This is a genomic window from Aureimonas mangrovi (genome assembly GCF_014058705.1).
GTDB classification, from domain to species: Bacteria; Pseudomonadota; Alphaproteobacteria; order Rhizobiales; family Rhizobiaceae; genus Aureimonas; species Aureimonas mangrovi.
Window position 1 is genome coordinate 1,570,344 of sequence record NZ_CP059692.1, and the last position, 20,247, is coordinate 1,590,590.

Here is a 20,247-nt window from a genome sequence, read left to right on the forward strand (position 1 = left end):
GTCCAACGGAGAGCGAGATGGCTCACGCCGCCGACCACGAAGCCCACGCACACCACCAGCCGACCGGCTGGGTGCGCTGGGTCTATTCCACGAACAACAAAGACATCGGTATCCTGTACCTGATCTTCGCGATCGTCTCGGGCATCATCGGCGGTGCCCTGTCGATCGCGATGCGTATGGAGCTCCAGGAGCCGGGGATGCAGATCTTCGGTGATCCGCAGGTCTTCAACGTCTTCGTGACGGCGCACGGTCTCATCATGGTTTTCTTCATGGTGATGCCCGCGCTGATCGGCGGCTTCGGAAACTATTTCGTTCCGATCATGATCGGCGCCCCGGACACCGCGTTCCCACGCGTGAACAACATCGCCTTCTGGCTGTTGCCGCCTGCGCTGCTGCTGCTCATCATGTCGCTCTTCGTAGAGGGTGCGCCCGGTTCGTGGGGCGCGGGCACCGGCTGGACGCTCTATCCGCCGCTGTCGACGGCCGGCCATCCGGGCCCGGCGGTGGATCTTGCGATCTTCTCGCTGCACATCGCGGGCGCCTCGTCGATCCTCGGCGCGATCAACCTGATCACGACGATCCTCAACATGCGGGCGCCGGGCATGACGCTGCACAAGATGCCGCTCTTCGTCTGGTCGCAGCTCGTCACCGCATTCCTGCTGCTGCTCTCGCTGCCGGTGCTCGCGGGCGCGATCACGATGATCCTGACGGATCGGAACTTCGGCACGACGTTCTTCGCGCCCGAGGGCGGTGGCGACCCGATCCTCTACCAGCACCTGTTCTGGTTCTTCGGCCACCCCGAAGTCTACATCATGATCCTGCCGGCCTTCGGCATCATCAGTCACATCATCGCGACTTTCTCCAAGAAGCCGGTTTTCGGCTATCTCGGCATGGCCTACGCAATGGTGGCGATCGGCGTCGTCGGCTTCGTCGTGTGGGCGCACCACATGTATACGACCGGCATCTCGCTCAACACGCAGCGCTACTTCGTCTTCGCCACGATGGTGATCGCGGTGCCGACCGGCATCAAGATCTTCTCCTGGATCGCGACGATGTGGGGTGGGTCACTGCGCTTCACCACGCCGATGCTCTGGTCGATCGGCTTCATCTTCCTGTTCACCGTCGGCGGCGTCACGGGCGTCAAGCTCGCCAATGCCGGCATGGATCGCGTTCTCCACGACACCTACTACGTGGTCGCACACTTCCACTACGTGCTGTCCCTCGGCGCGGTATTCGGCATCTTCGCGGGCTGGTACTACTGGTTCCCGAAGATGAGCGGCTACATGTACAACGAGACGATCGGCAAGATTCACTTCTGGCTGACCTTCATTTCGGTCAACATCGTCTTCTTCCCGCAGCACTTCCTGGGCGCGGCCGGAATGCCCCGCCGCTATGTCGATTATCCGGAGGCTTTCGCGGGGTGGAACTACGTGTCCTCGATGGGGTCCTACCTATCGGGCTTCGCGGTGCTGATCTTCATCTACGGCGTCTTCGAGGCCTTCGCGAAGAAGCGCGTCGCCGGCGACAATCCTTGGGACGTCGGTGCGACGACGCTGGAGTGGAAGCTCTCCTCGCCGCCGCCATTCCACCAGTGGGAGGAACTGCCGCGCATCCGCTGAGGCGGCGCACGGACAACCGTCATGCGGACCGGCCGGCACAACCGGCCGGTCCGCTCCGTTTCCCGGCCCCGGATGAAGGGCCGGTGCCGGATTGCCTTCGGAGCATGATCGGCAGAGTATGAGGTCGAAGGATTTGAGCGTGACAACCAGCCCCGCCATGGCGCGTGCCGGCATCAGCCTCGCCGAACCGGGAGACTATCTAAGCCTCCTCAAGCCGCGCGTGATGTCGCTCGTGGTGTTGACGGCTGTCACCGGTTTCGTGCTCGCTCCGGGCTCGATGAACCCGTTCCTCGCCATCATCTCCATCCTCGCGATCGCTGTCGGAGCCGGCGCCTCCGGCGCGCTGAACATGTGGTATGATGCCGACATCGACGTACTGATGGCGCGTACCGCCAAGCGGCCCGTCCCTTTGGGCAAGATCACTCCGGGCGGCGCGCTCGCTTTCGGCCTCTCGCTCTCCGTCCTCTCGGTGATCCTGCTCGGCCTAGCCTCGAACTGGTTCGCGGGCGCCTTCCTTGCCTTCACCATCTTCTTCTACGCCGTGATCTACACGATGGGTCTCAAGCGCTCGACGGCGCAGAACATCGTCATCGGCGGTGCGGCCGGCTCCTTTCCGCCGATGATCGGCTGGGCCGCGGTGACGGGCGGTGTCAGCTTCGAGTCCTTCGTCCTGTTCCTTATCATCTTCCTGTGGACGCCGCCCCACTTCTGGGCGCTGTCGCTCTTCAAGATGAAGGACTACGGCGCCGCGGGCATCCCGATGCTGCCGAACGTGGCGGGCACGGCTTCCACGCGCCGGCACATCTTCGCCTATAGCCTGGTCCTCGCACCGGTCGGTGTCCTTCCCTTCGTCCTCGGCTATGCCAGCCCGGTGTACGGCATTGCGTCCGCGCTTCTGGGTGCCGTGTTCCTGTGGCATGGCTTTCGGGTCCTGCGCATGAGCGACGAGGACGCCGCTATGGTGCCCGCCAAGAAGCTTTTTGCCTTCTCCATCCTCTACCTCTTCGCGCTGTTCGTTCTGCTTCTAGGCGAGGGTGTCGTCGGCAAGCTCGCGTTCGGGGCGGCCTGATGGAAAACGACGAGCCCATCCGCCTTACCGAGGCCGAGCGCAAAGCGCAGCGCCGACGTTCGGTCGCCATCGCGCTGGTCCTCGCCGCGCTGATCGTTATCTTCTACGTCGTCACGATCTTCAGGATGGGAGCGTCATGACCGATCGCGAGCGTCCCGCCGAGGCTGCGAAGCCATTCGATCCGAAGCGCGCAAGGCGGATCGCCGTCGGCTGCTTCGCTTTCTCGCTTGGCATGCTGGGCGCAGCGTATGCGTCCGTGCCGCTGTACGAGCTGTTCTGCCAGGTGACGGGCTACGGCGGGACGACCCAGCGCGCCGAGGCCAACGCCGCGACGGTGAGCGACCGCGAAATCAATGTCCGGTTCGATTCGAACGCCTCGCCGGGCGTTCCCTGGACCTTCAGGCCGACCGAGCGGCAGGTGCGTGTGAAGCTTGGCGAGACACGCCAGACGGCTTATCGCGTACGCAACGATGCGAACCACCCGGTGAAGGCGATGGCGACGTTCAACGTCACGCCGCTTTCGGCCGGCGCGTACTTCAACAAGCTCTACTGCTTTTGCTTCGACGAGCAGACGTTGCAGCCTGGCGAGGAGGTCGACATGCCGATCGTCTTCTTCGTCGACCCGGCGATGCTGGAGAAGGAAGAGCTGAAGAACGCGCCGACCATCACGCTCTCCTATACGTTCTTCCCCGTCTCCGGCGGCTCCGCTCCGGTGGCGAGCGCGAAGGGCGCTCCGCAAGACGGTGAGGCGGACAGCCTCTGACCGGCGTTTGAGGAGGATGCGCCTTCGGGCGCACGGGGCGCGCGGGCGCCCGCCACAGATTGGAATCGATCCGGCAACGCGCTATGAGCGATGGGACCGGAGGAACGGGGCAGGGCATGGCTGACACGCACGCGAAACATCACGACTATCATCTCGTCGAGCCGAGCCCGTGGCCCGCGCTCGCCTCGCTTGGCGCCTTCATCCTGATGGTCGGCTCGGTTGCGCTGTTCCGCTGGCTGAACGATGCGCCGTTCAACTTCATCGGCGTTAACTGGGCGACGCCGTGGATCTTCTTCATCGGCCTCGCCATCGTTCTTTACACGATGTTCGCATGGTGGTCGGACACGATCCGAGAGAGCCAGGCGGGCGCGCACACACCCGTTGTCTCGCTACACCTGCGCTACGGCATGATCATGTTCATTGCCTCGGAGGTGATGTTCTTCGTCGCGTGGTTCTGGGCCTTCTTCGACGCAAGCCTCTTTCCGGGCGAGGCACATCAGGTGGCCCGCACGCAGGCGCTCGGTGGCCAATGGCCGCCCGCCGGCATCGAGGTTCTCGACCCGCTCCATCTGCCGCTCTTCAACACCGTGACGCTGCTGCTCTCCGGCACGACCGTGACGTGGGCTCACCACGCGCTTCTGGAGAACGACCGCAAGTCGATGGTCACGGGCCTCGCGCTCACTGTCGTCCTCGGCGTGATCTTCTCTTTCGTCCAGTATGTCGAGTATGCTCACGCGCCGTTCGAGTTCGCGGGCTCGATCTACGGTTCGACGTTCTACATGGCGACCGGTTTCCACGGCTTTCACGTCATCGTCGGCATCATCTTCCTGTTTGTCTGCCTCCTGCGTGCGAGCGCCGGCCAGTTCACGCCGCAGAAGCACTTCGGCTTCGAGGCGGCAGCCTGGTACTGGCACTTCGTCGACGTCGTGTGGCTGTTCCTCTTCTTCGCCATCTACGTGTGGGGAAGCTGGGGCGCTCCGATCTACGGGGGCTGACGGGCGCAGGGCCCGGCACCATATGAGCCTTTGCGGGGCGGCCGGTGTTCCGGTCGCCCCTTTCGTTTGCCGAGTAGCTTCATGACCGATGATCCATCGCACCGCGCCGAAGCCGAAGCCGCCATGGCTGGGCTGAAAGGCCGTTGCCCGCGATGCGGGCAGGGCCGGCTGTTTGCTGGTGTCCTCAGCCTCGAGCCGGCGTGCGAAGATTGCGGGCTCGATTTCGGCCCGTTCGATTCGGCGGACGGTCCCGCCTTCTTCGTCATGTCGATCGTCGGCTTTGTGATCGTCGGGCTGGCTCTCTATGTCGAGGTCGCACATTCGCCGTCAGTCTGGGTTCACATCGTCCTGTGGCCACTTCTCGCAGCCATTCTCACGCTGCCGCTCCTTCGGCTGTGCAAGGGGCTGATGGTCGGGCTGCAGTACCGCAACAGGGCGGCCGAAGGTCGGTTGGTTGATCGTGACGAGGTCTGACGTCGTGACGGCTGGCGAGTCGATCGAGAACGCGGCGCCGATGTCGCGGGCGCGCTACTGGAGCGCGGTGGTGCTCTGCCTTGCGGGAATAGCAATTCTTCTCAATCTCGGTGCCTGGCAGGTGGAGCGCCTGACGTGGAAGGAGGGGATCGTGCGCACGATCGATGCGCGCATCCATGCCGAGCCACGTCCCGTCGCGGAGATCGCGCGCCTTGCCGAAGCCGGCGAGGACATCGAGTACATTCCCGTCACGGTGCGGGGCCGCTTCCTCCACGATGGCGAGCGCTACTTTCTTTCGACACATGACGGGGAGGCCGGCTGGCACGTCTATACTCCGCTGGCGCTCACGGGCGCCGGCGATGTTGTCTTCGTCAACCGAGGCTTCGTTCCCTATGCCCTGAAGGATCCCGCGACTCGTCCCCTCGGCCAGGCCGAGCGCGAGGTGGAGATCACCGGTCTCGCGCGCAACGCGCAGGACGAGAAGCCGGGCGGCATGGTGCCGGACAACGATCCCGCGCAGGGCGTCTTCTTCTGGAAGAACATCGACGAAATGGCGCAAGGCCTTGATCTGGAGTCCGGAGCGCGTGTCCTGCCGCTGATCGTCGATGCCGGGCCGGGGGCTGCCGAAGGCGGCTATCCGATCGGGGGCGTCACCGTGATCGACATCCCCAACAACCATCTGCAATACGCGATCACCTGGTTCTCGCTCGCCTTCCTCATGGCCGGGATGCTGGTGATCCTCGTCGTGACGCAATGGCGGCGACGCCGCGCCTTGACACGCGGCGGCCCCGTCCGTTGATTGCGGGCGCCATGCCACAGGAGCCGATCTTGGACAGCGTCCTCGTCAAGCCGAACCTCACCGTGCGTCTGTGCGAGCCGCGCGGCTTCTGCGCAGGCGTCGACCGGGCGATCCAGATCGTCGTGCTTGCGCTGAAGAAATACGGCGCGCCGGTCTATGTGCGCCATGAGATCGTGCACAACAAATACGTCGTCGAGGGACTGCGCGACATGGGCGCAGTGTTCGTGCGCGAGTTGACCGATATTCCCGATGACGGGCGGCCCGTCGTCTTCTCGGCGCATGGCGTGCCGAAATCCGTGCCGGCCGAGGCAGATCGGCGCGAGATGCTGTATCTCGACGCGACCTGTCCGCTGGTCTCGAAGGTCCACAAGCAGGCGATGCGTCACATGCGGCTCGGCCGTCACGTGCTCCTCATTGGCCATGCGGGCCATCCCGAGGTCATTGGCACGATGGGCCAACTGCCCGAAGGCACGGTCACGCTGATCGAGACGGAAGAAGACGTCGCCGCTTTCGATCCGGTCGACCCCGCCGGGCTCGGCTTCGTGACGCAGACGACGCTCTCGGTCGACGACACCGCCGGTATCCTGGCCGCGCTGGAGGCGAAGTTCCCGCTCCTCAATGCGCCGTCATCCGAATCGATCTGCTATGCGACGACCAATCGGCAGGACGCAGTGAAGGCCTCAGCGCCCGGAACCGATCTCTTCCTCATCGTCGGCGCGCCCAACTCGTCCAACTCCAAGCGGCTCGTCGAGGTCGCCGAGCGCGCAGGTTCTCGGGTGGGGCGGCTCGTACAGGGTGCGCAGGAACTGCCTTGGGAGCTTCTGGAAGAAACCCGAACGCTCGGCATGTCGGCCGGTGCCTCGGCCCCCGAGATCCTCACGGACGAGATATTGGCGGCCCTGCGTGAGCGCTTCGAGGTGCGGATCGAGATCGTGCAGACGGCGATCGAGAACGAGAACTTCCCCGTCATGCGTTCGCTGCGCGACACGCCGCTCCTGCCGGCCGACATGGCCTTCGTGAACGGCAACGCAGCCTGATGGCAGTCTATACCGATGTGAGCGAGCCGGAGGTCGCAGCGTTTCTGTCGCGCTACGATCTCGGGCGCCTTCTTTCCTACAAAGGGATCGCGGAGGGGGTGGAGAACTCCAACTTCCTCCTGCGGGCGGAGGGGGGCACCTTCATCCTGACGCTCTACGAGAAGCGCGTCGATCGCGGAGACCTGCCGTTCTTCGTCGGCCTGATGCGGCATCTGGCGGCGGCGGGCCTCTCCTGTCCGCTGCCGGTCGAGCCGCGAGAGGGCGAGACGCTGGGCGAACTCGCGGGCCGCCCCGCTGCGCTCTTCACCTTCCTCGAAGGCATGTGGACGCGCAGGCCGACGGCCGAACACTGCCGCGGCGTCGGTGGTGCGATGGCCGCGATGCATCTGGCAGGGCAGGACTTTGCGATGCGGCGCGAGAACGCTCTGTCACTTGGCGCATGGCGCCCGCTCTTCGCCGGCTGTGGTCCGCGCACCGACGAGATCGAGCCGGGATTGGCCGATGAGGTCGAGGCGGAACTGGCCGCGCTCGAGGCCGGCTGGCCGCGCGCCCTGCCTGCCGGCGTGATCCACGCAGACCTCTTCCCCGACAACGTCTTTTTCCTCGGCGGCGAGCTCTCGGGGCTGATCGACTTCTACTTCGCCTGCAACGACATCCTCGCCTACGATCTCGCCATCTGCCTCTGTGCCTGGTGCTTCGAGGCGGACGGGGCGTTCAACGTGACCAAGGCGCGCGCGATGATCGAGGGCTATCGCGCGGTACGGCCGCTCGGCGGCGACGAACTCGACGCCCTGCCGATGCTGGCGCGAGGCGCGGCGATGCGCTTCTTCCTGACGCGCCTCTACGACTGGATCCACATTCCCGATACGTCCTTCGTCACCAAGAAGGACCCGCGCGAATATCTGCGCAAGTCGCGCTTCATGCGGCAGGTCCGCGATGTCCGCGAGTTCGGACTCGTCACCGAGGCGCTGCGATGAACGACAAGACGCGGGTGGAGATCTTCACGGACGGCGCCTGTTCCGGCAATCCCGGGCCGGGCGGCTGGGGCGCGATCCTCGTTCACGGCGAGACGCGACGCGAGATGTCCGGCGGCGAGGCGATGACGACCAACAACCGGATGGAGCTTCTGGCGGCGATCGAGTCCCTGTCGGCACTCAAGCGCCCCTGCGCCGTCGATCTGCACACCGATTCGCAATATGTGCGCAACGGCATAACCAAATGGATCCACGGCTGGAAGCGTAACGGCTGGCGCACGGCCGACCGCAAGCCGGTGAAGAACTCCGAGCTCTGGCAGCGCCTCGACGAGGAGCGCGGTCGCCACGAGGTGACCTTCCACTGGGTGAAGGGCCACGCCGGGCACGACATGAACGAGCGCGCCGACGAACTGGCGCGCGAGGGCATGGCGCCCTTCAAGGCCAACCGAAAGCCGATGCCGGCCGCCTGAGCGCGGGAAACTTTCGCGTCAGAGCTGGCCGAGGATCGTCTGCGCGGAGGACTTGTCGGCCTGGCCCGGTGCTTCCTCGATGTTGAGCAGCTTCACGACGCCGTCTTCCACGAGCATGGAATAGCGCCGCGAGCGCGGGCCGAAACCGGCGACCGAAAGGTCCGCGTCGAGGCCGATCGCCCGCGTGAACTCGGCATTGCCGTCGGCGAGGAACAGAATACGATCGTCCGCGCCGGTCGCCTTCTTCCAAGCATCCATCACAAAGACGTCGTTCACCGAGACGACCGCGATCGTGTCGACGCCCTTTGCTCGAATCTCATCGTTGAGGTCGATGAAGCCGGGAAGATGGTTCATCGAGCAGGTCGGCGTGAAAGCGCCAGGCACGGCGACGAGGACAACGCGTTTGCCCGAAAAGATCTCGTCGCTCGTGAGGTTGACGGGGCCATCCTCGCCGGGGGTGCGGAAGGTGGCGGAGGGCAGGCGGTCGCCGGGTTTGATGCTCATTTGTCCGATCTTCGCTGTTCGCCGCGGGCGGCGGGTTTCAGTTTGCCGTTTCTCCATATCACGGGCGAAGGCGCAAATCGAAGCGGGTGGCCGTTGCCGCGTCATCGCGCGTGCTGACGGCCTCGAAGGCGTCGTCGTCACCGGTCAAGGGGCTTGCAAGGACGGGCACACGCCACGCCCCGTCCTCTATTCGGGCCGGCCCGAAGCCCCAGCCGGCGGGGCCGGCGACGAAGAAATCGGAGCCTTGCGCGCCATCGATCACCAGATGGGATCCGTCCTCGTCGAAATGCGCGTCGAGGGGCGCGTCCGCATGGGCCGGGCGCGATAGAAACGCCCTGTCGATGGCGTTCGCATCGGCAAGGTCGGGCATGAGACCGAGATCGCGCGACAGGTCGACTGAAACCGGCACGCAGATCTCGCGGCAGAGGCCGAGGGTCGCGCGCAGGACAAGGCGAGGGACGGTCGCATCGGCGTGTGCGCTGAGCGCAATGACGACGGGTTGGTCGTAGCCGTTGGAGACGTTGTCGCCCTCGCGGAAGCGCGACGGCGCAGGAAAATCGACTGTGAGCCCGCTGACGCCCTGGCTGGCCGAAATATCGAGAACGGGGGCAAGACCGCTTTCGCCCGGATCGCGCCAATAGGTCTTCCAGCCGGGCTCGAGGTCGATCGCAAGCGCCGCGCGGATCGCGCCATTCTCGTTAGGGGGCTCCGAAAGGAGGCGAATGGTCGCGCCTTCGGTGCGATAAATGTCCTGAAACTGAGCGGAGGCGGGCGGAATGCCCGCGAGCAGAGTCACCGCCGCAAGGAGCGTGCGGCCGAGCACGCAGGCGTGATTGCGCCGCAATGCTCGCAAAGAGCTCTCGCCGAGGTGTAGAGGATGAAAAGCCAAGAGACCTCGTCTATCTTTGTGGGCATGGACGTCGACACGCTCAAGAACCGCACCGATGGCACCGCTTCTCTCGAGGGGCACTTTCTCATTGCCATGCCCGGCATGGAAGACGAGCGCTTCTCGCGCAGCGTCGTCTACATCTGTGCCCATTCCGCGTCGGGCGCCATGGGTTTCATCATCAACAAGGCGCAGGACCTGACCTTTCCCGATCTCCTGCGCCAGCTCGACATCGTCTCCAGCTCCGAGGAGATCCGTCTGCCGGAGAAGGGGATGGAGATTTCGGTCTGTCAGGGCGGGCCGGTGGAGCGAGGTCGCGGGTTCGTCCTGCACTCCGACGACTATGACTCGGAATCGACCGTTCAGGTGGATGGGCGCATCGCGCTCACCCCGACCCTTGATATTCTGAAGTCAATCTCGAGGGGCATCGGCCCCGACTCGGCCATCATGGTGCTCGGCTATGCCGGCTGGAGCGCCGGCCAGCTCGAGACCGAAATCGCGGCGAATGGCTGGCTCACATGCCCTGCCAATTTCGACATCGTCTTCGACCGCGAACTCGACGCCAAATATGCCCGCGCTCTCGCGATCCTCGGTGTCGATCCGGCCTTCCTTGCGAGCGAAGCCGGACACGCCTGAGATCGTCGTCAGCCGGCGCGGGTGAGCGTGCCGGGCGCGTTCTGCCTGTCCTGAAGAAGACGACGCGCCTCCTCGGCCGCGAGCGGCGGCGCGAACATGAAGCTCTGGACATACTCGCATTTCAGCGCCTTGAGGCGCGCGGCATCCTTCTCCGTCTCGACACCCTCGGCGACGACAGCAAGGCCGAGTTCGTGCGCCATCGTCACGATCGACTGGACGATGATCGAGCGCTGCGGGCCGGTATCGCCGCGCAGGAAGGACTGGTCGATCTTCAGCGTGTCGAAGGGAAACTGCATCAGATAGGCGAGTGACGAGTAGCCCGTGCCGAAATCGTCCAGCGACAGGCCGACGCCCATCTCGCGAAGCTGGGCCAGCAGCTGGCTGGAGCGCTCCGGATTGTCCATCACCATCGATTCTGTCAGCTCGAGCTTCAGCGATTCCTCGCGGATGCCGTAGCGTTTCACCACCGCGCGCACATCGTTCAGAAGGTCCTGCCGGATGAGCTGGCGCGACGAGATGTTGACGGAGACGGTGAGACCCGCGCGCCCGCTGAGCTTCTGCCAGTCCGAAAGCCGACGCGCGGCCTCGTCGAGGGCGAACTGCCCGAGCTGGACGATCAGCCCGCTCTTCTCTGCGATCGGAATGAATTCGGCCGGCGAGACGAAGCCGCGCTTGGGGTGATCCCAGCGGAGCAACGCCTCGAAGCCCGCGACCTGGCCGTCCGACAGGCGGATGATCGGTTGGAAGGCGAGCGAGAGTTCGTGGCGCGCGAAGGCGCGGCGCAAGTCCGATTCCAGTTCCAACCGGCCCGAGCCGACCGTCTTGAAAGCAGGGCGGAAGGCCTCCACACGGTCGCCGCCCATGCGCTTTGCCTGGTAGACCGCGAGTTCGGCCTCCTTCAGCACCTCGTCGCTGCCCGCGCTTTCGCTCCAGCCCGTCAGGCCGACGGAGGCGGTGAGGATGATCTCGCGGTTGGTGAAGCCGATCGGTGCGCGGATGACGTTACGCAATGCCTCAGCGAAGCGGGCGACACCCTCGACATCGGTCTGTGACATCAGGATCAGGCCGAACTGGTCGCTCGAGAGGCGGGCAAGCGAATCCTGCGGCTTGAGAAGGCGCTTCAGCCGGCGGCCGACGGTCAGGAGGATCGTGTCGCCGGTTGCGATGCCGAACTCGTCGTTCACCTGCTTGAACCGGTCGATGTCGATCATGAAGATCGTCGGGCGCAGATCGGGCCGCGTCGCGGCGATCGCGGCCAGCGAGTCGAGCCGGTCGAGGAAAAGTTCGCGGTTCGGCAGTCCCGTCAGCTGGTCGTGCAAAGCGTCGTGGAGAAGGCGCTCCTCGGCTTTCTTGCGCTCGGTCACGTCCTTCAGCGTGCCGACGCAGCGCACGACTTCTCCGTCCGAGCCGAGCACGGGGCGGGCGCGCAGGTTCATCCAGTGGTAGTGGCCGTCGCCCGCGCGGAGGCGGAAGTCCTGCGCGATACGCCCGCGCCTGTGCTCGACGATCGTGTCGAGCGTCAGCTTGAAGCGGTCGCGGTCGTCCGGGTGGATGATCGGCAGCCAGTCGCGTGCCGGGCCGTTCATGTCGCGGACCGGCATGCCGGCCATGCCGTCTCCGTCGGTCGAGGCGAAGATGCGGTCGCGCGCGACGTCCCAGTCCCAAATCGCGTCGCCCGTGCCGGCGAGTGCGAGCGCCCGGCGCTCCATGTCGGAGATGAGGCCGCTCGCGAAGGTGCCGCCGGCGAAGGCGTGCTGCATCACCGTGAAGCCGATGAGGAGCACGATGAGGACGAGCCCGCCGCCCAGCGCGGGCTGGATGATGTCGTTGTCGATGCGCCCCGTCACGGTCATCCAGCCGCCGATGAGCCAGGCGATGATGAGGAGCCAGGTCGGGATCAGCATCACCGCGCGGTCGAAGCGCTGGAACGCCATCACCAAGATCAGCACGAGGCCGACGCCGCCCGTTGCGGCCAGTGACAGGCGGGCGAGGCCGGATGCGAGCGGCGGGTCGACGATCGCCATGAAGCCGAGGCCGAGGAGCCCGGCGAGCCAGACGATGGTGAAGGCCGAGAGTGCGCTGTGCCAGCGGTTGAGGTTCAGATAGGCATAGAGGAAGACGATCAGCGTGAAGGCGAGGGCGACCTCCGTCGCCGCCCTCCAGATCGATTCCTGTCCGGGCTGGGTGGGCACCAGCCGCTGCCAGAAGTCGAAGTCGATGCAGATATAGGCGAGCACCGCCCAGGCGAGGGCGGCCGTGGCTGGAAACATCGCCGAGCCCTTCACCACGAAGAGGATAGTCAGGAAGACCGCCAGAAGGCCGGCGATGCCGAGTACGATGCCACGATAGAGCGTGTAGGCGTTGACGGTGTCCTTGTAGGCGTTCGGTTCCCACAGGCGAAGTTCGGGCAAGCGGTCGGACGACAGTTCAGCCACGAAGGTAACGACCGAAGCGGGGTCCAGCGTGACCAGGAAGAGATCGGCTTCAGAGGGATCCTGCCGCTCCGGGGCAAAGCCTTCCGAGGGCGTGATGGCCGCTATCCGCTGCGAGCCCAAGTCCGGTGAGAGAACACCGGAGCCCGCCAGCTTGAAATGAGGCGCGACGACCAGCCGGTCGATCTGGACGTCGGTGTTGTTGGCGAGGGCGAAGACGGCCCAGCCACGGGCCGCGCCGCCGCTCCCCGATTCCACCTCGATGCGCCGCACGATGCCGTCGGCGCCCGGCACCGTGGAGACCTGAAAGCTCGATCCGGATCCGGGGTGCATCTCCACCGCCGGCAGGAGATCGATCGCCACGTCATCGCGAGAGATCCCGACGGGCTCGAGCGCGAGCGCGGGTATCGACAGGAAGACGAGGCCAAGGATCGCCGCGACGAGGGCGAGGATCGGACGAGGGATGCGGAGTAGGTCGAACATGAAGGCGGGATCAGGACCAATCGGCGGGAGGCATGTGCGCCATTGGCGCTTGAGTGCGTCTATCACCCGAAGCGGACCAATCTTCGGCGAGCAGCGCATAGAGGTGGTGGTCCTCCCAGTTTCCGGCGATCCGCAGGTATTTTCGCAGATGACCTTCCCTTGCGAAACCTGCTTTTCGCAGAAGCGCGATGGAGCGTTCGTTGCGCGGCAGGCACGTCGCTTCGATGCGGTGCAGCCCCTCGGGACCGAAGCCGTGCGCGCAGACGAGGCCCAGTGATTGCGACATTCGGCCGGAACCGGCATAGCGCTCGCCCATCCAGTATCCAAGGACGCCGGCCTGGGAAACGCCGCGCCGGATCTGGCCGAGCGTAATGCCGCCGCATAGGGCCCCGCTGGCGCGATCGGTGATCATGAAGGCGAGGGCGCTCCCGTTCCGCGCGTCCTGCCGATAGCGGGCAAGGCGCTCGCGCCAGGCGGCGGGGGACAGCTCGTCCGCCGTCCAGGCCGGCTCCCAGGGCGTGAGGAAGGCGCGGCTTTCGTCGCGCAGCGCCCGCCATTCCTCATAGTCGCCGCGCCGGGGCAGGCGAAGCATGACGCGCTCGCCCTCCAGCACGGGGCCGGGAGGCGACAGGAACCGCTGGAGGATGCCCATCGGCTTCGCGGACCGTCAGCGCGCCGCTGCGGGCCGTGCCTGCCGCACCTGAGGCGCCCGTCCACCGGCAAGACGCTCTTCCAGTTCTCCCAGCGATGCCAGGCGCTTCAACGGACCGATGGCGGCGAGCGTCGGCTTGGCGCCGACGAAGGTCGTCTCCGCGAGTCCGGCGAGGCGCTGCGCGGTGATCGCCGACAGGCGGTCCATCAGCTCCACATTGTCGATGAGCTCGCCTTTGAACATCAGCTGGCGGGCAATCTGGCCGGCGCGCGCAGCCGGGCTTTCCTGGCTCATCAGGAGGCTGGAGCGCATCTGCGCGCGAGCCCGAACGACCTCCTTCTCGGAGATGCCTTCAGCTGCGCGCATCAGCTCGTCGACGATCACCGGCGCGAGTTCGGCAAGCTCTTCCTCGCCGGTCGCGGCGTGGATGCCGAAGATGCCCGAATCGGCAAAGCTCCAGTGAAAGGCGGAGATCGCGTAGCAGAGCCCGCGCGTCTCGCGGATTTCCTGGAACAGCCGCGAGGACATGCCGCCGCCCAGAATGATCGAGAGCACCTGCGACGCATAGAAGTCGCGCTTGTAGTAGGGCCGTCCCTCGAAGCCGAGGACGAGCTGCGCATCGGCCAGATCGCGTTCTTCGCGGAACTCGCCGCCGGTGTAGACCGCCGGTTCCCGTTCCTCCACCGGCGCGGCTCGACCGGGGGCTACAGCCCCGAAGCTCGCCGAGACGCGATCCACGATGTCCTGATGGGACACGGCGCCCGTCGCCGAGACGACCATCTTCTCCGGGGTGTAATGGCTGCCGAGATAGGAGCGCAGCCCCTTCGGCGTGAACGAGCGCACCGTCTTGCGCGTGCCCAGGATCGGCCGGCCGAGGATCTGGTCGCGGAAGGCGCGCTCCTGGAAATGGTCGAAGACGATGTCGTCCGGCGTATCCTCGGCCGCACCGATCTCCTGAAGGATAACGTGCTTCTCGCGCGCCAGCTCGTCCTCGTCGAAGCGCGAATCGAGCAGGATGTCCGACAGGATGTCGAGCGCCAGCGGCACGTCCTCGCGCATCACACGCGCGTAATAGGCGGTCGTCTCGACACTCGTCGAGGCGTTCAGCTCGCCGCCGACGTCTTCGATCTCCTCGGCGATGCCGCGCGCCGAGCGGCGCGTCGTGCCCTTGAAGGCCATGTGCTCGAGGAGATGGGCGATGCCGTGCTCGTGCGGCCCCTCGTCGCGCGCGCCCGCCTTCACCCAGACGCCGAGCGCGGCACTCTCGAGCGATGGCATGGTCTGCGTGGCGATGGTCAATCCGTTGGACAGCTTCGTGATCTCGACGCTCATGCCGCGGCTCCGAGGCGCACGGCGCGGCTTTTCTCACGCACGAAGGCCTGGACGGCGGAAAGGTCGTTGGCGATCGTCTCGAACACTTCCGGGCGGCTCATCAAGTCGGCGTGGGTCGGCGGCAACGGGGGCTCGGTGCCGATGGCGGCCTTCACGGCAGCCGGGAACTTCGCCGGATGGGCGGTGCCCAGCGTGATCATCGGAACGGCACCCTGATGGCGCGAAGCGACCCTCACGCCGACCGCCGTGTGCGGGTCGAGGAGATAGGCCGAGTTCCCAAAGGTCTCGGCGATGGTCTCGCGCGTCTCCTCTTCGCTCGTGCGGCCCGCGTCGAACTCGGTGCGGATCGTGTCCAGCGTCTCTGCGGGAAGAGTGAAGCCGCGCGACTGCGAGAGCCCGTCCATCAGGCGGCGGATGGAGGCGCCGTCACGCCCGCCGGCCTCGAAGAGCAGTCGCTCGAAATTCGAAGAAATCTCGATGTCCATCGAGGGCGAGGTCGTGGCGCGCACGCCCTCCATCTCGTAACGCCCGCTGGCGAGCGCACGCGCGAGGATGTCGTTCTCGTTGGTGGCGACGACGAGCCGCTCCACGGGAAGGCCCATCCGCTTGGCCGCGTAGCCGGCGAATATGTCGCCGAAATTGCCGGTCGGCACTGTGAAGGAGACCTTGCGGCCAGGGGCGCCGAGCGCGCTCGCGGCCGTAAAGTAATAGACGATCTGCGCCATGATGCGCGCCCAGTTGATCGAGTTGACGCCCGAAAGCGCGGTCTCGGCCCTGAACCGGCGATCATTGAACATGGCCTTCACCATCGCCTGGCAGTCGTCGAACGTGCCCTCGACGGCAATCGGGTGGACGTTCGGCGCGGCGGAGGTCGTCATCTGGCGCTGCTGCACCGGCGAGACGCGCCCGCGCGGGAACAGTATGAAGACGTCGGCCCGGTCGCTGCCGGCAAAGGCCGAGATCGCCGCGCCGCCCGTATCGCCGGACGTCGCGCCGACGATCGTCGCGCGCTGGCTGCGCTCGGCAAGGACATGATCCATCAGTCGGGCGAGGAGTTGCATCGCCACGTCCTTGAAGGCGAGCGTCGGGCCATGGAAAAGCTCGAGCACGAAGGCGTTCGGCCCGGTCTGGACGAGCGGGGCAACGGCCGGATGGCGGAACGTCGCATAGGCCTCGTCGACCATGCGCCTGAGGGCGCCGGCCTCGATCTCGCCGCCGACATAGGGCGTCAACACCTCCAGCGCGACTTCGGCGTAGGCCCGGCCGGCAAAGCCGGCGATGGTCTGCGGCGAAAGCTCGGGCCAGCTCTGCGGAACATAGAGCCCGCCATCTTCGGCAAGGCCGGCGAGCAGGACATCTGAGAAGCCCAGAACGGGCGCTTCGCCCCGCGAACTCACATATTTCACGGCAACTCCCTGGCCGCGCATGCGGCGGTCAATTCCCGGGCCGCGCGAGCGGCCGTCGATCCATGTCGTCGCGGGCTTGGCGCCGCGCGGGTTGGATGCGCGCCTCCAGCAGTCGCGCGGGATCCATCGCGATGATATAGAACGGCGCCGTACGATAAGGGAAGAACCGCACGATGCTTCCTTCCATGCCGGCGCACCCGGCATCGCTTCTCATCCTCGCCGCCCTCGCTCTCGCAGGCTGTTCGTCAGGCGCCGGCAATGGACCGGCGGCCTCGGTGCCGCAGGCGGATATGCCCGCCCGGTGCCCGGACATCGCCGTACGCGACGGCACACGCAGCCTGCGCACGCAGAACCACAGCGCCACGATCATCCAGACCACGCGCTCCTGCAGCGTGATCGACGGACGGCTCGCCGTGCAGGTTCGCGTGGCGGGGGACGTCTCGTTCATCGGAACGAGCCCGGCCGAACTGCCGATCCGCGTCGCAGTCGTCGATGGCGCCTCGGTCCAGTATTCGCAGCTCGGCCGCCAGAGCGTTACGCCCGGAGCGTCGACCTTCACCTTTCTCGACAGTGCCCTTCGCCTCACCGAGCCGGCCGGCCCGAACGTGACGATCTATGTCGGCTTCGACGAGCGGAACTGAGCGTCTTCAGGCTTCGTCCCAGGAGGAAAGCGCCTCGACGACGGCCGGAAAATCCGAGAGGCGCGAGATCACCGTCTCGGCCCCGGCTTCGCTCAAGGCTTCCGCGTGGCCAGGATGGGTATGGCTGGCGCCCGTGAAGCCGATGGCGCGGCAGCCCGCAGCGACGGCCCCGGCGACGCCGTGGACCGAGTCTTCCAGTACGATCGCCTCGCGCGGGTTGATCTCGAATTCGCGGCAGGCGTGCAGGAAGACGTCGGGCGCGGGCTTGATGCGCTTCTCGCCGACCTCGCGCGAGGCGAAGACGTAGGGGCGGAAACGGTCCCACAGCCCGTTCGGCTGGAGCATCAGCTTCAAACGCGGTGTCATCGAGTTCGAGCAGATGCAGCGCGGCAGATCGAGCCGGTCCAGCATCTCGTGGACGCCGGCAATGGGCGCGACGGTGGCGAGGCGCCGGTTGCCCTCGGCTTCGGCCTTCGTGGCGAAATCCTCCGGCAGCGTGACGCCGGTTTCGGTCTCCAGCGTCTCCAGGATGCGCACGAGCGTCAGGCCGGCGAAGCGCTCGGCGAGTTCCTCTGCCGAGATTTCGATGCCGTGCTCCTTCAGCATTTCCGATTCGATGCGCGCGGCGACGATCTCGGAATCGACGAGCACGCCGTCGCAGTCGAAGATGATGAGGGAGAGGGCCATTCTTTGCTCCGCCTGATAGCGGCCGGGGCCTAGCATGGCGCGCATCGCGAGGCCAACCGGAGATGGATCGCCGGCTTCGCCGGCCGTTTCACCGATCGTTTACCCCGTTCGGTAACTATGACCGCGGTTCTTCAAGTTCTTGCGTCAGACCCCGGTGATCGAATGTCCAACGTCGTGCGTGCGCATCCCGTCCCGTCCCAGGCCGCGGCGAAAGCTGATTGGCTCGACACCATCATCAAGGGCGACTGCGTGTCGCGGATGGCGGCGCTGCCGGAGCATTCGGTGGATGCGATTTTCGCCGACCCGCCCTACAACCTCCAGCTCGGCGGCGATCTGCTGCGGCCCGACCATTCGAAGGTCGATGCGGTGGACGATGCCTGGGACCAGTTCGAGAGCTTCCAGGCCTACGACGCCTTCACGCGCGCCTGGCTCCTCGCGGCGCGCCGCGTCCTGAAGCCCAACGGCACGATCTGGGTGATCGGGTCCTACCACAACATCTTCCGCGTCGGCGCGGTCATGCAGGATCTCGGCTTCTGGATGCTGAACGACATCGTCTGGCGCAAGGCCAATCCGATGCCGAACTTTCGCGGCCGCAGGTTCCAGAACGCCCACGAGACGATGATCTGGGCGTCCCGCTCTCAGGACGCGAAGGCCTACACCTTCAACTACGAGAGCATGAAGGCGGCGAACGACGATCTCCAGATGCGCTCGGACTGGATGTTCCCGATCTGCTCGGGCTCGGAGCGCCTCAAGGGAGCGGACGGCAAGAAGGCTCATCCGACGCAGAAGCCCGAGGCGTTGCTGGCCCGCGTCATCCTCTCCTCCACCAAGCCGGGCGACACGATCCTCGATCCGTTCTTCGGCACCGGCACGACCGGGGCCGTCGCCAAGCGTCTCGGTCGACACTTCGTCGGGATCGAGCGCGAGGACGCCTATATCGAGGTCGCCACGCGCCGCATCGAGGAGACGGTGCAACTGGACAATCTCTCGGTGCAGGTGGCCACCGGCAAGCGCGCCGAGCCGCGCATCCCCTTCACGACGCTGATCGAGGCGGGGCTGATCGCGCCCGGCGCCGAGCTGACCGACATCAAGGGTCGTTTCTCGGCACGGGTGCGCGCTGACGGCACCATTGTGGCGGATGGCGAGGCCGCCTCCATCCACCGGATCGGTGCCCGCGTTCAGGGGGCGGAAGCCTGTAACGGCTGGACCTTCTGGCACGTCCGCGAGGGCGCGCAACTCACCCTGATCGACGATCTTCGCAAGGAAGTGCGCCAGCGTATGGGCGCCGCCGGCGCCTGAGCTTCAAGCGGCGAGGGCGGTCTCGATCGCCTTGCGCATGAGCGTCGGCAGGGCCTCGGCGTCCAACGCGTCGGCGGGGGCCCACCAGCCTGATGTGTCGGGCACTTCCATCACCACGGCGCGCCAGACCTCGAGCGTCAGGTCGAAATGGGTGAAGCCGTGGCGCACCTCGCCGACGAGCCGCCAGTCGGCCGGAAAGGGGGCGGCGTCCTCTCCCGTTGCGCCGTCCGCTCGTGCGCTCCAAGCGGTCGTCGGCGGTTCGCTCATCCCGCCGAGCATTCCTGTGGACGGGCGCTTGCGCAGGAGCACGGCGCCATCGCCGCGCCGGAGCGCCACGAAGGCGGCCCCGATGCGGCTCGGCTTGGCAGCCTTCTTCACCTTCACGGGGAACGTCTCCTGCCGCCCTTCCGCCCGCGCCCGGCAGGGCTCGGCGATGGGGCAGATCACGCAGGCGGGCTTTCGCGGCGTGCAGATTGTGGCGCCGAGATCCATCATCGCCTGCGCGAAGTCTCCCGGCCGGTCTGCCGGCGTCATCGCGTCCACATGGTGGCGCACGAACGGGCGGCCGGCGGGCAGGGGCGTCTCGATCGCGTGGAGGCGGGTCGTCACGCGCTCGACATTGCCGTCCACCACGGCGACCCGTTCGCCGAAGGCGATCGCGGCAATTGCGGCTGAGGTATAGTCGCCGATGCCAGGCAGTGCTCTGAGACCCTCGGCGCTCGTGGGAAACAACCCGCCGCGTTCGCCAGCGACCACTCGCGCGCAGGCGAGGAGGTTGCGGGCGCGCGCATAGTAGCCAAGGCCCGCCCAGGCGCTCATCACCTCGCCGTCCTGTGCTGCCGCCAACGCTTCCACGCTCGGCCAGCGTTCGGTGAACCGCGCAAAGTAGCTCTTCACCGCCGCGACGGTCGTCTGCTGGAGCATGATCTCAGAAAGCCAGACCCGGTAAGGGTCGGCACGCTCGCCTTCAACTGCACGTTCCGGCCCCAAACGCCAGGGAAGCTCTCGCGCGTGTCGATCGTACCAGGGCAGGAGAAGACCGGCGATCCGGGCGTCCGGCGCGTGTTCGCTCGGAAGGCGCATACGGCT

At 66.2% G+C, this 20,247-nt stretch carries 21 protein-coding genes; 13 read left to right on the forward strand and 8 right to left on the reverse strand.

Annotation, left to right across the window (positions count from 1 at the left end; genetic code table 11):
* Positions 1 to 17: 17 nt before the first annotated feature.
* The 10 genes from ctaD (at position 18) to rnhA (ending at position 8,200) form a co-directional block, all read left to right on the forward strand.
* Positions 18 to 1,619 carry a cytochrome c oxidase subunit I gene (gene ctaD, locus H1343_RS07275; RefSeq protein WP_185985221.1) on the forward strand — a complete coding sequence of 534 codons (1,602 nt, stop codon included), beginning with the start codon at positions 18 to 20 and terminating at the stop codon, positions 1,617 to 1,619.
* Positions 1,620 to 1,752: 133 nt separating this feature from the next.
* Entirely contained in the window at positions 1,753 to 2,688 is a 936-nt protein-coding gene (cyoE, locus tag H1343_RS07280; RefSeq protein ID WP_425484641.1) for a heme o synthase, read from the forward strand.
* The gene (locus H1343_RS07285) at positions 2,688 to 2,828 is read left to right on the forward strand and encodes a hypothetical protein (RefSeq protein ID WP_185985223.1); all 141 of its coding nucleotides are present in this window, start codon (positions 2,688 to 2,690) and stop codon (positions 2,826 to 2,828) included. The genes cyoE and H1343_RS07285 overlap by 1 nt, the downstream gene beginning before the upstream one ends.
* A complete protein-coding gene (locus tag H1343_RS07290; protein WP_185985224.1) occupies positions 2,825 to 3,451 on the forward strand; it encodes a cytochrome c oxidase assembly protein in 627 nt (208 codons plus the stop codon). Before H1343_RS07285 ends, H1343_RS07290 begins: the two co-directional genes overlap by 4 nt.
* 116 nt (positions 3,452 to 3,567) lie before the next feature.
* Entirely contained in the window at positions 3,568 to 4,446 is an 879-nt protein-coding gene (locus H1343_RS07295) for a cytochrome c oxidase subunit 3 (RefSeq protein WP_185985225.1), read from the forward strand.
* A gap of 81 nt (positions 4,447 to 4,527) precedes the next feature.
* Entirely contained in the window at positions 4,528 to 4,920 is a 393-nt protein-coding gene (locus H1343_RS07300; RefSeq protein ID WP_185985226.1) for a DUF983 domain-containing protein, read from the forward strand.
* On the forward strand, positions 4,907 to 5,719 hold the full coding sequence (locus H1343_RS07305; RefSeq protein WP_246333443.1) for an SURF1 family protein: 813 nt from the start codon (positions 4,907 to 4,909) through the stop codon (positions 5,717 to 5,719). Before H1343_RS07300 ends, H1343_RS07305 begins: the two co-directional genes overlap by 14 nt.
* An 11-nt stretch (positions 5,720 to 5,730) precedes the next feature.
* Positions 5,731 to 6,756, forward strand: a complete 1,026-nt coding sequence (gene ispH, locus H1343_RS07310) for a 4-hydroxy-3-methylbut-2-enyl diphosphate reductase (RefSeq protein ID WP_185985227.1) — start codon at positions 5,731 to 5,733, stop codon at positions 6,754 to 6,756.
* Positions 6,756 to 7,733, forward strand: coding sequence for a homoserine kinase (locus H1343_RS07315; RefSeq protein WP_185985228.1), 978 nt, complete (start codon positions 6,756 to 6,758; stop codon positions 7,731 to 7,733). Before ispH ends, H1343_RS07315 begins: the two co-directional genes overlap by 1 nt.
* Positions 7,730 to 8,200: a ribonuclease HI gene (gene rnhA, locus H1343_RS07320; protein WP_185985229.1), complete on the forward strand. Its 471-nt coding sequence runs from the start codon at positions 7,730 to 7,732 to the stop codon at positions 8,198 to 8,200. Before H1343_RS07315 ends, rnhA begins: the two co-directional genes overlap by 4 nt.
* Before the next feature lie 18 nt (positions 8,201 to 8,218).
* On the opposite strand, the gene H1343_RS07325 is transcribed toward rnhA, so the two are convergent.
* Together H1343_RS07325 and H1343_RS07330 are read right to left on the reverse strand one after the other, a co-directional pair.
* Positions 8,219 to 8,704, reverse strand: a complete 486-nt coding sequence (locus tag H1343_RS07325) for a peroxiredoxin (RefSeq protein WP_185985230.1) — start codon at positions 8,702 to 8,704, stop codon at positions 8,219 to 8,221.
* A gap of 58 nt (positions 8,705 to 8,762) precedes the next feature.
* Complete coding sequence (locus H1343_RS07330) at positions 8,763 to 9,593, reverse strand: protein-disulfide reductase DsbD domain-containing protein (protein WP_185985231.1); 831 nt, start codon at positions 9,591 to 9,593, stop codon at positions 8,763 to 8,765.
* A 24-nt stretch (positions 9,594 to 9,617) separates the two neighbouring features.
* On the opposite strand from H1343_RS07330, the gene H1343_RS07335 reads away from it, so the two are divergent.
* A complete protein-coding gene (locus tag H1343_RS07335; protein ID WP_185985546.1) occupies positions 9,618 to 10,226 on the forward strand; it encodes a YqgE/AlgH family protein in 609 nt (202 codons plus the stop codon).
* Between the two features lie 8 nt (positions 10,227 to 10,234).
* Here the strand turns inward: H1343_RS07335 and H1343_RS07340 are convergent, their stop codons facing one another.
* From H1343_RS07340 to thrC, 4 genes are read right to left on the reverse strand one after another with little or no spacing between them, the layout of a single operon-like run.
* Entirely contained in the window at positions 10,235 to 13,141 is a 2,907-nt protein-coding gene (locus tag H1343_RS07340; protein WP_185985232.1) for a sensor domain-containing phosphodiesterase, read from the reverse strand.
* Between the two features lie 10 nt (positions 13,142 to 13,151).
* The gene (locus H1343_RS07345; protein WP_185985233.1) at positions 13,152 to 13,793 is read right to left on the reverse strand and encodes a GNAT family N-acetyltransferase; all 642 of its coding nucleotides are present in this window, start codon (positions 13,791 to 13,793) and stop codon (positions 13,152 to 13,154) included.
* 15 nt (positions 13,794 to 13,808) lie between these two features.
* On the reverse strand, positions 13,809 to 15,125 hold the full coding sequence (locus tag H1343_RS07350; RefSeq protein ID WP_185985234.1) for a M16 family metallopeptidase: 1,317 nt from the start codon (positions 15,123 to 15,125) through the stop codon (positions 13,809 to 13,811).
* The gene (thrC, locus tag H1343_RS07355) at positions 15,122 to 16,552 is read right to left on the reverse strand and encodes a threonine synthase (protein ID WP_185985235.1); all 1,431 of its coding nucleotides are present in this window, start codon (positions 16,550 to 16,552) and stop codon (positions 15,122 to 15,124) included. The genes H1343_RS07350 and thrC overlap by 4 nt, the downstream gene beginning before the upstream one ends.
* Before the next feature lie 152 nt (positions 16,553 to 16,704).
* Here thrC and H1343_RS07360 point away from each other — a divergent pair, with 152 nt between their 5' ends.
* Positions 16,705 to 17,172 carry a hypothetical protein gene (locus H1343_RS07360; RefSeq protein WP_185985236.1) on the forward strand — a complete coding sequence of 156 codons (468 nt, stop codon included), beginning with the start codon at positions 16,705 to 16,707 and terminating at the stop codon, positions 17,170 to 17,172.
* Positions 17,173 to 17,178: 6 nt separating this feature from the next.
* Here the strand turns inward: H1343_RS07360 and H1343_RS07365 are convergent, their stop codons facing one another.
* Complete coding sequence (locus H1343_RS07365; RefSeq protein ID WP_185985237.1) at positions 17,179 to 17,859, reverse strand: HAD family hydrolase; 681 nt, start codon at positions 17,857 to 17,859, stop codon at positions 17,179 to 17,181.
* A 162-nt stretch (positions 17,860 to 18,021) separates the two neighbouring features.
* Here H1343_RS07365 and H1343_RS07370 point away from each other — a divergent pair, with 162 nt between their 5' ends.
* A complete protein-coding gene (locus H1343_RS07370) occupies positions 18,022 to 19,158 on the forward strand; it encodes a site-specific DNA-methyltransferase (RefSeq protein ID WP_185985238.1) in 1,137 nt (378 codons plus the stop codon).
* A gap of 3 nt (positions 19,159 to 19,161) precedes the next feature.
* Here the strand turns inward: H1343_RS07370 and mutY are convergent, their stop codons facing one another.
* Complete coding sequence (gene mutY / locus H1343_RS07375) at positions 19,162 to 20,241, reverse strand: A/G-specific adenine glycosylase (protein WP_185985547.1); 1,080 nt, start codon at positions 20,239 to 20,241, stop codon at positions 19,162 to 19,164.
* Positions 20,242 to 20,247: the final 6 nt, after the last annotated feature.

Bases quoted from the DNA above. Each gene is read 5' to 3' on its own strand.
- H1343_RS07345 (WP_185985233.1), bottom strand. From the start codon at position 13,793: ATGGGCATCCTCCAGCGGTTCCTGTCGCCTCCCGGCCCCGTGCTGGAG.
- H1343_RS07340 (WP_185985232.1), bottom strand. From the start codon at position 13,141: ATGTTCGACCTACTCCGCATCCCTCGTCCGATCCTCGCCCTCGTCGCG.
- H1343_RS07295 (WP_185985225.1), top strand. From the start codon at position 3,568: ATGGCTGACACGCACGCGAAACATCACGACTATCATCTCGTCGAGCCG.
- H1343_RS07370 (WP_185985238.1), top strand. From the start codon at position 18,022: ATGTCCAACGTCGTGCGTGCGCATCCCGTCCCGTCCCAGGCCGCGGCG.
- H1343_RS07285 (WP_185985223.1), top strand. From the start codon at position 2,688: ATGGAAAACGACGAGCCCATCCGCCTTACCGAGGCCGAGCGCAAAGCG.
- H1343_RS07350 (WP_185985234.1), bottom strand. From the start codon at position 15,125: ATGAGCGTCGAGATCACGAAGCTGTCCAACGGATTGACCATCGCCACG.
- H1343_RS07365 (WP_185985237.1), bottom strand. From the start codon at position 17,859: ATGGCCCTCTCCCTCATCATCTTCGACTGCGACGGCGTGCTCGTCGAT.
- ispH (WP_185985227.1), top strand. From the start codon at position 5,731: ATGCCACAGGAGCCGATCTTGGACAGCGTCCTCGTCAAGCCGAACCTC.
- rnhA (WP_185985229.1), top strand. From the start codon at position 7,730: ATGAACGACAAGACGCGGGTGGAGATCTTCACGGACGGCGCCTGTTCC.
- H1343_RS07360 (WP_185985236.1), top strand. From the start codon at position 16,705: ATGCTTCCTTCCATGCCGGCGCACCCGGCATCGCTTCTCATCCTCGCC.
- thrC (WP_185985235.1), bottom strand. From the start codon at position 16,552: ATGCGCGGCCAGGGAGTTGCCGTGAAATATGTGAGTTCGCGGGGCGAA.
- H1343_RS07300 (WP_185985226.1), top strand. From the start codon at position 4,528: ATGACCGATGATCCATCGCACCGCGCCGAAGCCGAAGCCGCCATGGCT.
- H1343_RS07315 (WP_185985228.1), top strand. From the start codon at position 6,756: ATGGCAGTCTATACCGATGTGAGCGAGCCGGAGGTCGCAGCGTTTCTG.
- ctaD (WP_185985221.1), top strand. From the start codon at position 18: ATGGCTCACGCCGCCGACCACGAAGCCCACGCACACCACCAGCCGACC.
- H1343_RS07325 (WP_185985230.1), bottom strand. From the start codon at position 8,704: ATGAGCATCAAACCCGGCGACCGCCTGCCCTCCGCCACCTTCCGCACC.
- mutY (WP_185985547.1), bottom strand. From the start codon at position 20,241: ATGCGCCTTCCGAGCGAACACGCGCCGGACGCCCGGATCGCCGGTCTT.
- H1343_RS07290 (WP_185985224.1), top strand. From the start codon at position 2,825: ATGACCGATCGCGAGCGTCCCGCCGAGGCTGCGAAGCCATTCGATCCG.
- H1343_RS07335 (WP_185985546.1), top strand. From the start codon at position 9,618: ATGGACGTCGACACGCTCAAGAACCGCACCGATGGCACCGCTTCTCTC.